Origin of the sequence: Flavobacterium agri (assembly GCF_013401995.1) — a bacterium.
GTDB lineage: Bacteria > Bacteroidota > Bacteroidia > Flavobacteriales > Flavobacteriaceae > Flavobacterium > Flavobacterium agri.
Genome location: NZ_JACBJI010000007.1, coordinates 134,425 through 148,699, shown reverse-complemented (window position 1 = coordinate 148,699; position 14,275 = coordinate 134,425). Strand labels below are relative to the sequence as shown.

General features: G+C 45.4%; 16 protein-coding genes. 3 read left to right on the top strand and 13 right to left on the bottom strand.

What is annotated here, in order from left to right; genetic code table 11:
• Positions 1 to 144: 144 nt before the first annotated feature.
• Both HZF10_RS15240 and HZF10_RS15235 read left to right on the top strand, forming a co-directional pair.
• Entirely contained in the window at positions 145 to 828 is a 684-nt protein-coding gene (locus tag HZF10_RS15240; protein WP_317171639.1) for a 5'-nucleotidase C-terminal domain-containing protein, read from the top strand.
• 3 nt (positions 829 to 831) lie between these two features.
• Positions 832 to 1,746, top strand: coding sequence for a metallophosphoesterase (locus HZF10_RS15235; protein WP_176007087.1), 915 nt, complete (start codon positions 832 to 834; stop codon positions 1,744 to 1,746).
• Here the strand turns inward: HZF10_RS15235 and HZF10_RS15230 are convergent.
• The 8 genes from HZF10_RS15230 to rpsF form a co-directional block, all read right to left on the bottom strand.
• Positions 1,714 to 2,421: a lysoplasmalogenase family protein gene (locus HZF10_RS15230; protein WP_176007086.1), complete on the bottom strand. Its 708-nt coding sequence runs from the start codon at positions 2,419 to 2,421 to the stop codon at positions 1,714 to 1,716. The two genes, HZF10_RS15235 and HZF10_RS15230, sit on opposite strands and share 33 nt — an antisense overlap.
• 10 nt (positions 2,422 to 2,431) lie before the next feature.
• A complete protein-coding gene (locus tag HZF10_RS15225; protein ID WP_176007085.1) occupies positions 2,432 to 3,139 on the bottom strand; it encodes a lysoplasmalogenase family protein in 708 nt (235 codons plus the stop codon).
• Between the two features lie 77 nt (positions 3,140 to 3,216).
• Positions 3,217 to 3,885, bottom strand: coding sequence for a lysoplasmalogenase family protein (locus HZF10_RS15220; protein ID WP_176007084.1), 669 nt, complete (start codon positions 3,883 to 3,885; stop codon positions 3,217 to 3,219).
• Complete coding sequence (gene ligA / locus HZF10_RS15215) at positions 3,882 to 5,879, bottom strand: NAD-dependent DNA ligase LigA (RefSeq protein ID WP_176007083.1); 1,998 nt, start codon at positions 5,877 to 5,879, stop codon at positions 3,882 to 3,884. Before ligA ends, HZF10_RS15220 begins: the two co-directional genes overlap by 4 nt.
• Positions 5,880 to 5,924: 45 nt before the next feature.
• Positions 5,925 to 6,398, bottom strand: a complete 474-nt coding sequence (locus HZF10_RS15210) for a DUF6495 family protein (protein WP_176007082.1) — start codon at positions 6,396 to 6,398, stop codon at positions 5,925 to 5,927.
• A gap of 255 nt (positions 6,399 to 6,653) precedes the next feature.
• The gene (gene rplI, locus HZF10_RS15205) at positions 6,654 to 7,100 is read right to left on the bottom strand and encodes a 50S ribosomal protein L9 (protein WP_176007081.1); all 447 of its coding nucleotides are present in this window, start codon (positions 7,098 to 7,100) and stop codon (positions 6,654 to 6,656) included.
• A gap of 161 nt (positions 7,101 to 7,261) precedes the next feature.
• On the bottom strand, positions 7,262 to 7,558 hold the full coding sequence (gene rpsR / locus HZF10_RS15200) for a 30S ribosomal protein S18 (protein WP_176007080.1): 297 nt from the start codon (positions 7,556 to 7,558) through the stop codon (positions 7,262 to 7,264).
• Positions 7,559 to 7,563: 5 nt separating this feature from the next.
• Positions 7,564 to 7,917 carry a 30S ribosomal protein S6 gene (gene rpsF, locus HZF10_RS15195; RefSeq protein ID WP_176007079.1) on the bottom strand — a complete coding sequence of 118 codons (354 nt, stop codon included), beginning with the start codon at positions 7,915 to 7,917 and terminating at the stop codon, positions 7,564 to 7,566.
• A gap of 169 nt (positions 7,918 to 8,086) precedes the next feature.
• Between rpsF and HZF10_RS15190 the strand changes: the two genes are divergently transcribed.
• On the top strand, positions 8,087 to 8,782 hold the full coding sequence (locus HZF10_RS15190) for a LytR/AlgR family response regulator transcription factor (protein ID WP_176007078.1): 696 nt from the start codon (positions 8,087 to 8,089) through the stop codon (positions 8,780 to 8,782).
• Between the two features lie 79 nt (positions 8,783 to 8,861).
• On the opposite strand, the gene priA is transcribed toward HZF10_RS15190, so the two are convergent.
• From priA to nadC, 5 genes are all read right to left on the bottom strand, one after another.
• Positions 8,862 to 11,315: a replication restart helicase PriA gene (priA, locus tag HZF10_RS15185; protein ID WP_176007077.1), complete on the bottom strand. Its 2,454-nt coding sequence runs from the start codon at positions 11,313 to 11,315 to the stop codon at positions 8,862 to 8,864.
• Between the two features lie 43 nt (positions 11,316 to 11,358).
• The gene (locus HZF10_RS15180; protein WP_176007076.1) at positions 11,359 to 11,718 is read right to left on the bottom strand and encodes a hypothetical protein; all 360 of its coding nucleotides are present in this window, start codon (positions 11,716 to 11,718) and stop codon (positions 11,359 to 11,361) included.
• 44 nt (positions 11,719 to 11,762) lie between these two features.
• A complete protein-coding gene (locus HZF10_RS15175; protein ID WP_176007075.1) occupies positions 11,763 to 12,191 on the bottom strand; it encodes a DUF2147 domain-containing protein in 429 nt (142 codons plus the stop codon).
• Positions 12,192 to 12,226: 35 nt separating this feature from the next.
• A complete protein-coding gene (locus HZF10_RS15170; protein ID WP_176007074.1) occupies positions 12,227 to 13,156 on the bottom strand; it encodes a YihY/virulence factor BrkB family protein in 930 nt (309 codons plus the stop codon).
• Between the two features lie 198 nt (positions 13,157 to 13,354).
• Positions 13,355 to 14,212 carry a carboxylating nicotinate-nucleotide diphosphorylase gene (nadC, locus tag HZF10_RS15165; protein WP_176007073.1) on the bottom strand — a complete coding sequence of 286 codons (858 nt, stop codon included), beginning with the start codon at positions 14,210 to 14,212 and terminating at the stop codon, positions 13,355 to 13,357.
• Positions 14,213 to 14,275: the final 63 nt, after the last annotated feature.

The following is a 14,275-nucleotide window of genomic DNA, read 5'->3' as shown; positions in this document are numbered from 1 at the left end:
GTTACTTTTACCTGCTTGTAAATTTAGTCAATAATGTTGCGATTACCAGCGGTAAAGCTAACAAACTATAACGATGCCTTGAAAGCCTTTGTTGTATTATTAACATTTTGTTGTGTCATTTCGTGCGCTCCCAAAAAGCAGGTCGTGACCCTTATCGAAGGCAAGGAAATCGGTGTGACTGCCGATAAAGGCGAGGATGCCGAAATCGCCTCGTTCATCAAACCTTTCCACGACCACATCGAGGCTGACATGGCGGTAGTTTTGGCAACGGCGCCCGTAACTCTTGACAAATCGGGACAATGGCAAACGCCGATCGGCAACCTTTTCGCCGATGTGACGTTGCAGAAATGCGATTCGGTATTCCTCAAACGCGAAAACAAGCACATCGATTTCTGTATGCTCAATGCTGGCGGCGTGCGTTCGATCATTGCTGCCGGAAACGTCACGATGAAAACCGCTTACGAGATCATGCCGTTCGAAAATGCGTGCATTGTGGCCGAAATGAAATCGGGACAGATTGCCGAAATGTTGAATTACATCATCGCCGAGAAGAAACCGCATCCGCTTTCGGGAATTTCGTTCACGATCGGCAAAGACGGAACGGCTAAAAACATCGTGATCGCCGGACAGCCGTTCGACGAGAACCGCACGTATTATTGCGTGACCAACGATTACCTGTATTTGGGAGGCGACAACATGGTGTTTTTCGCTAAAGGGGCGAAATCGTATCCGCTCGATTATAAACTGCGCAACGTGCTTATCGATTATTTCAAACAGGCCACGACCATTACCGCACCGACCAACCCAAGGATAACCGTCGAAAAATAAGCTATGGACAGAAGGGATTTTTTACAGAAAAGTGTCGCAGGAACGGCTTTGGCGGCTTTCGGAGGCTTGTCGCTCGAGAGTTTTGCATCGGCGCCGGCAACCAAGCATTTGACGATTCTGCACACGAACGACGTGCACAGCTATATCGACCCGTTTCCGGCCGACCATCCGAAAAACCCGAACAAAGGCGGTGTGGCAAGACGTGCGGCGATCATCGAAAGCATCCGAAAGGAAAATCCGAACGTACTTTTGCTCGACGCAGGCGATATTTTTCAGGGAACGCCTTATTTCAATTATTACGGAGGCGAACTCGAATTCAAGCTCATGAGCATGATGGGTTACGATCTGGCGACGCTCGGCAATCACGATTTCGACAACGGCATCGAAGGGTTCTACAAGCAATTGCCCAACGCGAAATTCGGATTCGTATCGGCTAATTACGATTTCTCTAAAACCATTCTCGACGGATTGGTGAAGCCGTACAAAATCTTGATCAAGGACGGCATAAAAGTGGGTGTTTTCGGGCTTGGCGTCGAATTGGCGGGACTTGTCGACCCTCGGAATTACAAGGAAACGAAATACCTAGATCCGGTCGAAATTTCACAGGACATCTCACGCAGGTTGAAAAACGACGAGAATTGCGATCTGGTGATTTGCCTGTCGCATATCGGATACGACTACAAAAACGAGCCAAACAAGATTTCGGACATAAAGCTCGCCGCGAAGACGAAAGACATCGACTTGATCATCGGCGGACATACGCACACGTTTCTCGATCGTCCGACAATCGTCAAAAACCTCGACGGAAAAGATGTTTTGGTAAACCAGACGGGTTGTTACGGCATCAATCTGGGCCGTATCGATTTTTACTTCGAAAGCGGAAAATCAAGCAATACTTCGCGCGTCATCTCGGTGTGATTTTTCGGTAGCCATCACGAATTCGTAGAACGTGTAGAACGCAAACGCGTTCAATCCCATCGCCATCGGACGGAAAATGGTCGGCGAGAATCCGGTAAGGTAAAATTTCTCTACAAATACGATGAAATGCAGCGCGCCGAAAAGGATCCCGCACTGCAAAAGCCAGGAATTCCGTCTACTGTCCTGCATCACATAATGCGAAAAAGCGATGCCGCAAATGAACGAAATCAGGATATTCTGGAAAATCAGCACGACAAAACTGTTCTCGGGAATGCCGTTCGTAATCATGAACAGGTAAAAATACACAAGCAGGAACGGAATCGTCGCGATGATGGCCGGGATGTAATCGTTTATTTTGAGCAATCGGATAATGTAGTAAAGCAACAGGATGCGATGCGCGAGAAAGACGACCAATCCGTAGAACAGCAAATCTTGGGAATCGGGAATGAAAAGCACATTCGTGATCAGCGACAACGTCATCACAATAAAAAACAAAGCGCTTCTCTTTCTGGACGTATTGAAATACAAAACCATGAGCATGGCCGGCATCAACGGCTTGAAAACGTATATCAACGGTTTATACGCATACAATTCGCACATGACTTCGGCTATCGCCACCGCAAAATAAAGCGCGGCGATGATCGTAATGCGGATATTTTCATGCCTGAAAACCATGAGCGGCTTATTAATCGGTTAGCTCGGGAGCGCGAACAGGCTTCTCCTCGCCTCTTTCGGCCATCAATACGAATTTACAAAGAATAAACTGACCCAATGCATACAGCGTCATCGACAACGGCTGAAAGATATTGAGATTCAGATAGTAAAGCCTTATCACGAAAAGGAATTGCGTAAAGGCGAACATCATGGTGCTGATGAGCAGCAACGTACTTTTGGCCTCCGACTGCAGGATGTAATTACCTACAGACAATCCGCCCAGGAACGAAATGAACAATCCTTGCATGATGAACATATACAGCCCGTCACCGATCGCATCGTGCGACACGTTGATCACATACAGGTAAATGAACACGAACGGAAGACTGCCCAGAAAAACCGGAATCCATCCCGGAAACCTTATGATGCGCAAAACCACGTAAATGATCAGCACGCGATAACCCAGAAACAGGTAAGCGCCCATCGCGACACTATCGAGCGAGCGCGTAATGAAAAAAAGATTCGCGACCCAACTGAAAGCCAGCGCGAGCAGGAATACGAAATTCACTTTTCGCGACGAGAACCAATACATGAGCACCAACAAAGGATTCATAAAAGGTTTGGTGGCCCAGATTAAAGGCAGGTCGTAGAAATATTCGGCGGCTATTTCTACTGCGGAAAGGCAACAATACGCCACGATAAAAAACTTCACAACAGCCGATCGCGTAATTCTCTCCATAATACCGTCGATTATCCAAGCATTATCATATTGCCAAACAGCACAAATACCTACTCAAATATAATCTAAATATTATGTTAATTCTTACGATAAATAAAATATTTTATGACAAAATAATAAGAAAAAATTTGTAACGCGATATCAATCGGAAGGAATTCCGGAGAAGGCGCGATAAGGAAGAAAACGACGTAGAAAATATCGGAAACGCAATTAAAAAGAGCTGTCATGGCCATATAAAACGACATATTCGAATTGCTTACATGGATGTGATAAGCCGACAAGCCAGCCTGTAGCGCGAGAATGAAGCCGTATATGATCACGGGGATTTCCAAAATCCTGTGCTTTTCGTCGAAAAAACTGATCAACGTAAAGGCCGCACCCACAATCAATCCGAAAACGAAAAGACCTACGGCAAGCCCTGATCGGCTGAAACGAAGCGCCTTGATATCCGAAATAATGAACCGAAGCAAAATCCCGTACGACAAAATATAGGGCACCATGATATAAATCGTCTCGTTCTCGAGTTCGAGCAAAACAATGGTGTCGCCAATGAATGTCAACAACAGGAAAACCCCGTACCACATATTGAACTTCGTCGTTTTCACCGACAGATAATAGAACAATATGGCCGGAATGACGATGGGCTTCGAGAAAATCAGCAGGTTTTCGCTATGAATGACCGTAGCGATGACCGCGAGAACGCAAGCGGTAAAATAGAGTATTATCGCCGGCTTCTCGGTTTTCATTCAAGCATTTTTTGGAATTCGGTTTCAGAAAGTATCTTGACGCCGAGCTTGGTCGCTTTTTCTAATTTGGCCGGTCCCATATTTTCGCCTGCGACGACGAAATCGGTTTTGGCAGAAATGGAACTTCCTATTTTTCCGCCGTTGTCTTCTATGGCGATTTTGATGCCATCGCGCGAGAAATGCTCGAAAACTCCCGAAACCACGAATGTCTTGCCTTCGAGTTTATTCGTTGCGTTCGGATTCACGCGCTCCACGGTTTCAAGTTGTACGCCGTAGTTCTTCAAACGCTCGACGATAAGGCTGTTTTCACCATTTTCGAAGAAAGCCACGACACTTTGGGCAATGCGCTCCCCGATTTCATCCACAAGGATCAAATCCATCAAGGACGCTTGTCGCAATGCCTCTATCGATTTGTAATGCTTGGCGAGCTTTTTGGCGACGGTTTCCCCGACGTATCGGATTCCCAATGCATACAATACGCGCTCAAACGGGATTTCCTTCGATTTTTCGATACCGTTTACGAGATTCTCGGCCGATTTTTGCGCCATGCGTTCCAACGGAATCACTTGATCCACGGTCAAATCATATAGATCGGCGTAATTCTGCACAAGACCATTGTTGTAAAGCAAAGCAACGGTCTCGCCACCCAAACCTTCAATATCCATGGCCTTACGCGAAATATAGTGTTGGATGCGTCCGATGATCTGAGGCGGACATCCGTAGAAATTCGGGCAATAATGCTGGGCTTCACCGGCGACCCGGATCAATTCGGTGTCGCATTCGGGACAATTCGACAGATATTTTACGGGTTGGGCATTTTGGGGCCTTTTACTCAAATCGACCGCTATGATTTTAGGGATGATTTCACCTCCTTTTTCCACAAACACTTCATCACCGATCCTGATGTCGAGTTTTTCGATCTGGTCGGCATTGTGCAAAGACGCGCGTTTCACGACCGTTCCCGCAAGCTGCACCGGTTCAAGGTTGGCAACAGGCGTGATCGCTCCCGTCCTGCCGACTTGATACGAGATCGAATTCAACCGCGTGGAAACCTGTTCGGCCTTGAATTTATATGCGATCGCCCAACGCGGAGCTTTCGCCGTATAACCAAGCTCTTCCTGATAATGCAGGTTGTTGACTTTGATCACGACACCATCGGTTTCATACGGCAAATGATGGCGATGCGTGTCCCAATAATCGAGGAATTCGAAAACCTCGTCTATATTTTTGGCGATCGCCGCTTCCTTCGGCACTTTGAAACCCCAGCGGCGCGCGGCTTCCAGTCCTTCGAAATGGGTTTTGAACGGCAATCGGTCGGCAAGCACGAAATACAGAAGGCAATCGAGCGGTCGTTTTGAAACTTCGGAACTATCCTGCAATTTCAAACTTCCCGAAGCCGTATTCCTCGGATTCGCATAAGGCGGCAATCCGATTTCGATAAGTTCCTGGTTCATTTTCTCGAATCCGGCGAGCGGTAAGATGATTTCTCCACGGATCTCGAACTTTTCGGGATAATCGCCTTTCAGACGCAAAGGCACCGAACGGATCGTTTTGATGTTCGTCGTGACGTTGTCGCCTTGGAATCCGTCACCTCGCGTAACGGCTTGTTTTAGTTTGCCGTTTTCGTAGGTGATGCTGATCGAAGCGCCGTCGAATTTGAGCTCGCACGTATACTCTACCGGAACATCGCCCAAAGCTCGACGGATTCGTCCTTCCCAATCGATGACATCCTCTTTCGAATACGAATTGTCTAGCGAATACATGCGGCGCTCATGGACCACGGTCTCGAAATTCTTCGTGAGTCCGCCGCCTACGCGATGCGTCGGGGAATTCTCGTCGAAAAATTCGGGGTGCTTTTCCTCGAGCTGCTGGAGTTCCTTGAGCTTTTGGTCGAACTCGTAATCGGAAATGGTCGGATTGTCGAGTACGTAATAATTATAGTTATGCTGCTCAAGCTCGTCGCGCAACGCCTTGATCTGTTCTTCGGTAGTCATAAAAAAGGAAATTTCAATCTGAACGACTAAAATAACCAATTTCGACTAGGATTCGATAATCTTTTTGAGCTCGTTGTAGAATCTTCCGTCGCTTAGGAACGCGCCTTGTTGGATCAATGCGAAAATGGACGGATTGCGCTCTTCGGCATACTCCCGTTTCCCTGTGCGGATTTCGATTTTGTCGGTAAACATGTTCTCGGACAGGAATTGCATCCCATCGTTGGACAGCAAGTCTACAGATTCGTCCAAAACCTGCAAAACAATCGAATGGATATGGGTTTCGCCACAATGGAAAAGGAATCCGTGTGATTTCGAAAAATGCTCGAGATATTCGGCTCGGTTGAGCACGCCTTCCCAGATCAGGTCGGAAAACACGTCGAGTTCCTGCTCGGCTACATGCGGCTGTTCCGATTTTATCTTATCCCATTCCTTTTTGTCGATCGATTGGGTCGCGAGGAAATTGATGAATTCCGGGTGAAGTTCTTCGAGTTGTTCTTTGGTAAGGCGGATGTATTTCATTTCTTGGATAATAGATGATAGACGGATAGATAATAGACGCTGTTGAGTAAAATACGAGTCTTCACTCTTGGACCAATCTATTGAAATCCAATTGAAAGGTAAAGCAAGACAAATCGATTGACAGGCAAAAATTAATTAATAAAACAGGCTTTCATTTTTAACGGAAAAGTCTATCATCTATTTGTCTATTATCTTTCGTCTCAAAAAAAAAACCTCCCCGTTTCCAGGAAGGTTTCATTATAAATCGAATATCGATTAAGCTTGTGCTTCAGCAACGATCTCGTAAGGAAGGTCTACGATCACATCGCGGTGCAAACGGATGCTGGCAGAATATTTACCAGTACGTTTTACGATACCTGAAGTGATGTATTTGCGGTCGATGTTCTGACCAGCCTTCTCAAGAGCTTCGGCGATGTCGGCGTTCGTAACAGATCCGAACAATTTCTCGCCTCCTGCTTTTGCAGAGATTTTGATGTCGAGCGCTTTCAAAGTTTCTGCCAACGATTTCGCGTCAGAAACCAATTTCGCTTCTTTGTGAGCTTTTTGCTTCAAGTTCTCAGCCAAAACTTTTTTAGCTGACGGAGTCGCCAATGAAGCGAAACCTTGCGGGATCAAAAAGTTACGTCCGTATCCAGGCTTAACTGTTACGATATCGTCTTTGAAACCCAAATTTTGAACGTCTTGTTTTAAGATCAATTCCATGTTGATGTCCTTGTTAGAGAAGTTAGGTTCCGATACCAGTCGGAAAACCAACAACTATGATTAATATTTAATGCTTTAGGCTTTATGCAATAAGCTTTAAGCCGTTTGATCTGTATAAATTAGGACTCCAAGCCTAAAGCTTAAAGCCTACTGCTTATAGCTTATTTCAACAAATCCGCCACGTATGGCATAAGGGCAAGGTGACGTGAACGCTTGATAGCGACAGACACTTTTCTTTGGTATTTCAATGAAGTACCTGTAAGACGACGCGGAAGGATTTTTCCTTGCTCGTTCACGAATTTCAACAAGAAATCCGGGTCTTTGTAGTCTACATATTTAATACCTGATTTTTTGAAACGGCAGTATTTCTTCTGCTTGTTCGTCTCGATGTTCAAAGGCGTAAGATATCTGATATCCCCGTCTTTTTTTCCTTTTGCTGATTGCTCTATGCTAGACATAATGATTAAGCGTTAGTAGTTGCTGCTGAATTTTTTTGTTTTGCTCTTCTTCTTTCTGCCCAAGAGATCGCGTGCTTGTCTAGAGTGATAGTAAGGAAACGCATAACGCGCTCGTCGCGACGGAACTCAGTTTCGAAAGGCAAAAGGATCTCTCCCGGTGCTTTGAATTCGAACAAATGGTAAAAACCACTTTTCTTGTGTTGGATTTCGTAAGCCAATTTTTTAAGGCCCCAATCCTCTTCAGCAACAAATTCAGCTCCTCTTGAAGTAAGGAAATCTTTGAACTTGCTCACTGTTTCCTTTACCTGAACGTCAGATAAAACGGGATTCAAAATGAAAACAGTTTCGTAATGATTCATAAATAAAAAGTTTGATTTATTAAAAATGTGCGCAAAAGTAATGATTAATTTTTAATATGCAAGCGAAAGACAACTTTATTCGGTAAAATGCAAAAAAATCCGATAAATGCTAGGTTAGTACGAAAAAACTATATATTTTCGCCTTACCAAATCTATAATAAATAAAGTTATGAAGTTAAATTGTGTCGTTGTAGATGACAGTTCGATCCAACGGATGATCATCGCAAAGTTAGTGAATAATCACCCAAACCTACACTTAGTGGGCGATTTTTCTAATGCAATTGAGGCTAAAAACTGTATGTCGGTCCACACGGTCGATCTTATCTTTCTTGATATAGAGATGCCCGTAATTTCCGGATTCGATTTTCTCGATGGGCTTAAAGTAAAACCGCAGATCATTTTCATCACCTCCAAAGCCGAATACGCGATGAAGGCATTCGATTATGACGCAACGGATTACCTTCAAAAACCTATCGCGCTCGACCGTTTCAACGCCTCTGTGAAACGCGCTATGGATTTCCATATGCTTAAACGTGAAAACCAAGAGGAAGAAGGAGAGCACATCTTCATCAAGTCCAACTTGAAGAAACTCAAGGTTTACACGAACAAAATCAAGTGGATTGAAGCATTCGGCGATTATGTAAAAGTAGTTACCGAAGAAGACAGCAACTTGGTACTTTCCACGATGAAATCGTTCGAGAAAGATCTTTCGAAAGACAAATTCATCCGGGTACACAAGTCGTACATCATCAATATTGACAAGGTAGAACGCTTCAACAGCAAATTTGCAGAGATCGGCGTTACCAAAATACCTTTGAGCCGCAACAAGAAAGACGATTTGATCCGTGCTTTGGCGATTGCGTAAAAGATTTCAGATAGTATGAAAGCCGTGAATTTTTATTCGCGGTTTTTTTTTGAATTGAAAGATTGAAAGATTCGGTCTTTCAATAAAAATCAACATTCACCACAACCTTGATCGCACGGAATTGCGCCACGGATTCAAAACTGTCCAAAATCTTGCGCACCGTCTTTTTCGTGCCCTGAAGCGGCTTATCCTGCGGGATCTTGACCATGATTGTTCGGATATATTCGTTGCGGATGCGCGAAACCGGCGGTTCTTCCGGCCCCAAAACCGGCATCTCCAAATTTTGCGACAACACCGAATACAGCCATTGCGCACCTTGCTTGAGTTTGTCGAAATCCCGGTGTTTCAACGTGAGCCTGATCAATTTGAAATACGGCGGATATTTGTAAATCTTGCGTTCATAAAGTTGCTCGGTAAACATGCCCAGATAATCGGAATCCGTGACCTGGCGGATGATATTGTGATACGGATTATAAGTCTGGATCACGACTTTACCTCTTTTTGACGAACGTCCTGCCCTACCCGAAACCTGCGTCATCATCTGATAACTTCTTTCGAACGCACGAAAATCGGGATGATACAGCATATTGTCGGCATTCATGATCCCGACGAGGCTTACATTGTCGAAATCAAGCCCTTTGGCCAACATCTGAGTCCCTACGAGAATATCAATTTCCCTTTCCTTGAAACTGTCGATTATCTTTTCGAACCCGAATTTACCTCGTGTAGTGTCCTGATCCATGCGGCCTACTTTCGCGTTCGGGAAAATATCCGTGAGTTCATGCTGGATTTGTTCCGTACCGAAACCCTTGGTCGTCAAATCGGTAGAATGACAAGCGTGACATTGCTTCGGAAACGCCATGGACGAACCGCAATAATGGCAGCGCAACTGATCTTTCGCTTTATGGTACGTCATGCTCACGTCGCATTGGGAACATTGAGGCACATGACCGCACGTAAGACATTCCACGACAGGAGAATAACCACGTCGATTTTGAAAAAGAATCACCTGTTCGCCATTGGACAACGCCTTGGCAATATGATCGCAAAGCGTATCGCTGAAATGCCCCGACATCTTCTTGCGGAAATATTTATCCTTCAAATCGACGATCTCGATCTCGGGAAGCAATACGTTTCCGTAGCGCTCGCTCAATTCAACATGCCCGTATTTTTGGTTTTGCGCATTGAAATACGTTTCGATCGAAGGCGTGGCCGAACCCAACAACGTTTTGGCACCGAACTGGTTGGCCAAAACTATCGCGGCATCCCGTGCATGGTAACGAGGCGCGGGATCAACCTGTTTGAACGTTTGTTCGTGCTCTTCGTCTACGATCACCAATCCCAAATCGTGGAACGGCAGGAACATGGCCGAACGCGCTCCGATGACCACTTGGGCTTTCTCGGAATTTCCAAGTATCTGGTTCCAAGTCTCTACGCGTTCGTTATTCGAATATTTAGAGTGATATACCGCGACCGTATTCCCGAAATGCGCCGCAAGACGAGCCACGAGTTGTGTGGTCAATGCGATTTCGGGCAACAAATAAAGCACTTGTTTACCCGAAGCGATGAATTCTTCTATGAGTTTGATGTACACTTCGGTCTTTCCGCTCGCGGTGATGCCATGCAACAACGTCACTTCTTTGTTTTCGAACGACTTGAGGATTTCGTCAAAAGCTTTTTGTTGAGCGGAGCTGAGTTGTAAATCGCGCTCTTCCAATCTATCTTCAAAATCGACGCGGTCGTGCTGCAAATGGTATTCCTCAAAGATGCCTTTATCGACCAAAGCCTTTACCGCGGCAGGCAATACATCGATACTTTCGACGAGTCTTTTTACCGAAATCGGTTTTTTGTCGACCGCCTTGATTTGAAAATACTGTAACACCAATTCTTTCTGTTTACTGGCGTTCTTCAAGATGTCCAATAGCTCCTGAAGGTTCTCTTCGCGCTCAAATTCCTGATGCAGACGGATGTAACGCACCAATTTCGGTTTATATGTTTCCGAAATCTCTTCCTGGAGCGAAATCACATTTTTGACCATCATTTTTCTCAAAACCGGAAAAATGTTCTTCTTGCCAAGTATCGCCATGATTTCGTGCACCTCAAGCGAACTCTGTTGCTGCAAGGCTTGATAAATCAGGAATTCATCGTCGGTAAGATCATTCGGATCGATCGAAAAATCGGTGTTTTGCCTGATAAGCGTCTCGCTTTCAAGAATCAACGCAGACGGCATCGCACTTCGGTACACATCGCCTATCGCACACATATAATACGAGGCGATCCAATTCCAATGTTTGAGTTGGTTTTCGGTGACAATCGGATTTTCGTCGAGAACTTGATGGATTTCGCGCGCTTCGTAAAGTTGCGGCGGATTTTCATGCGTCTCAACACTCAAAGCCGTGTAAATCTTGTTCTTCCCAAAAGGTACGGCAATGCGCATTCCCGCGCGTATCGTTGCGAATTCCTGTTCAGAAATGCGATACGTAAAGGTTTTGGCGAGATTTAGCGGAAGGATGACTTCGACGAAAAACGGCATTTACGGCTTGTAATTTTGAACCGTAAAGATAAGGATTGCCGATTTACAAATTGGAAGTGAACGACAGGTAATCTTCTCCGAACTGGTCTTTCAACAGAATGATCGCGTATGTGTACGAACCCTGGGTTTTGCGATGGTTCTGCATATCGTTCCCACAAATCTCATATGGCCCTTGCGGAAAAACAAAGGTTTTGTTGCGGTAATTGGCCTTGAAATGCGGCCCGATGTTCATCACGTCTACCGTTACCGAAGCGGTCGCGTTTTCGGCAAGCGATCCGATTTTTTGTCCTTCGACCTCTACTTTCATCAAGAAAGATCCGGTTCTGTTGACAACTTTGATTTCGACTTGTGAAAATACCGAAGCGCAAACGAATAAAAAAGCGAGTGTAATACGTTGTTTCATGTTGTAAAGATTGGTCGAAAAACCGAACAACAATGATGCCATTACTATTTCACGCGATACCAGTATTGCGTGCGCCCAATCAACGAAACCCCGATATAACCGCGCACTTTAAGTTTGTCGGCGCTTTCGAGCGTGATATAGCATTTGTAGAGTTTGCCGTGCTTGGGGTCGAGAATCTTGCCGTTGGTGTATTCGTCACCTTCTTTGGTAAGGCCTTTTATCACCGTCATCCCTATAATTGGCTTGTTCTTATCGGAACCCGAACAATTGACACAAGTCTTGTTCTTGTCTTTCGGATTGAGGATGTCGACGACCTTTCCGTAAATCTTGCCTCCGCTTTCGTAGATTTCGACAACCGAGATGGCTTTTCCGGTCTCATCGTCTATGGTCTTCCATTTCCCGACGACACCCTGATTGGGCACCGAAAAAGACATGACGGCAAATAACACGAGGATTGAGGCGAGTTTCTTCATGATTGGACGTTTTTGGCCGGAATAGCTTCAAAAATTCAGGAATCGAACAAGTGTTTCCGCTTGGCGCGATTCACGGCCGCATTGAGCTCGAAACCTAAAAGAAGCACGATGCAGTTAATCCAAATATAAAACATTAGCACCAATAATGTTCCGATAGATCCGTACAATTCGTTGTAACGCGAGAATTTAACTACCCAGATTCCAAAGAAATACGAGGCGATGATCACGAGAATCGTCGTGAAAATAGAGCCTATAGAAATGAACGCGCGTTTACCCGTGCGCTTGGTCCCGAATTTGAAAAGGATCGAAACCGTGAACAGGATCATCATCAAAAGGAAGATGTAACGCGTCACGACGAGAATCGGAATCGTATCGCTGAAAATATCGGACAGCTTTATCTTTTGCAGGAAGACCTCGAGCGTCACGATCGTCGCCACGGTAAAAAGCAACGTAATGACCATAATGATCGACATGCCCAAAGCGACGGCGTATTGCCTGATGAAACCGCGTTTTACGATTACGTGGTTGGACGTCTCGAATCCGCCGAGAATGGAGTTCAAACCGTTCGCGGCAAGAAAAATAGAAAGGATGACCCCGGTGGAAAGCAGTCCCGAATGCGAATTGTTCAGGATATCGTTGAGGATTTTGGAAACGGCATCGAACGTATTCGGCGGCACGTTTTGGGCCACGAACTGCATGAAATCCTGCTGGAAATTATCGATCGGGATATATGGGATGCAATTCAGGATAAACAGCGAAAACGGAAACAGCGCCATGAAAAAGCTGAACGAAATGGCCGCAGCGCGATACGTAAGCGCTCCTTCGGCAATCCCGACAAAGTAAATCTCGATCAGATCGTAAAGCGTAAGCCCTTGCAGCCAACGCAGTTCCACGCGTTTGGTGAGTCTTGCTATGTTGCGCAGGACGGGGATTTTCTCGATTTTGGCTTCTATTTCCTGGGACATATTTTAAGACGGTAGATAATAGACGGATAGATAATAGACCGTAGCGTAAAAGTCGGCTCCTAAAAAATGAATGCCTACAATACGTTCTGATCCTATCATTCCATCCTAAATCTTTTTTTCTAAACTTTATTTTTTGCAGTTATTTCATTTGATGACTTGAGCGTCTATTATCTATCCATCTATCATCCATTATCTCAATTATTCCGCCTTCAAACTCAAATCCATATTGTAAACCGAATGCGTCAAAGCGCCCGACGAAATATAATCGACGCCACATTCGGCATAATGGCGTATCGTTTTTTCATTGATGTTGCCCGATGATTCGGTAAGCGATTTGTCGCCTATCATCTTCACCGCCTCACGCGTGGTGTCGTAATCGAAATTGTCGAGCAGGATTCGGTACACGCCACCGGCTTCGAGAATTTGGGCGACTTCATCCAAATCACGTGCTTCAACGATGATCTTGAGGTCGAGATTGTTCTCTGTAAGATATTTTTTCGTTTTTTCGATGGCAAGCCCGATTCCGCCTGCAAAATCGATATGATTGTCTTTTAGCATTACCATGTCGTACAACGCGAAACGATGGTTTTCGCCTCCTCCTATCTTGACTGCCCATTTTTCGATCGCGCGGATTCCCGGAGTCGTTTTTCTCGTGTCGAGGATTTTGGTATTCGTGCCTTCAAGCAGATCGACGTATTGCTTCGTCTTTGTGGCGATGGCCGACATGCGCTGCATGGAATTGAGCACGAACCTTTCTGCTTTTAAGATCGATTGCGACCGACCCGAAACGCGGAATACGATATCGCCATGTTTGACCGGCGATCCGTCTTCTATCAACGTTTCGATCTGCATTTCGGGATCGACTTCGTTAAAAATCATCTTGGCGAACGCGACTCCCGCGATGATGCCGTTGTCTTTTACGAGCAGTTTCGCTTTGCCCATGGCGTCTTTCGGAATGCACGCAAGCGAGGAATGGTCGCCATCGCCAATGTCTTCACGAAGCGCGTTCTTGATGATGATCTGTAATTCTTGTTGGAATTGGGAGTCGGAAATCATGGTTGCATTTTGTGGTGCTAAAGTAACGAAAAGACACACAAGTTTTGGCTAACTTCGCAGAAA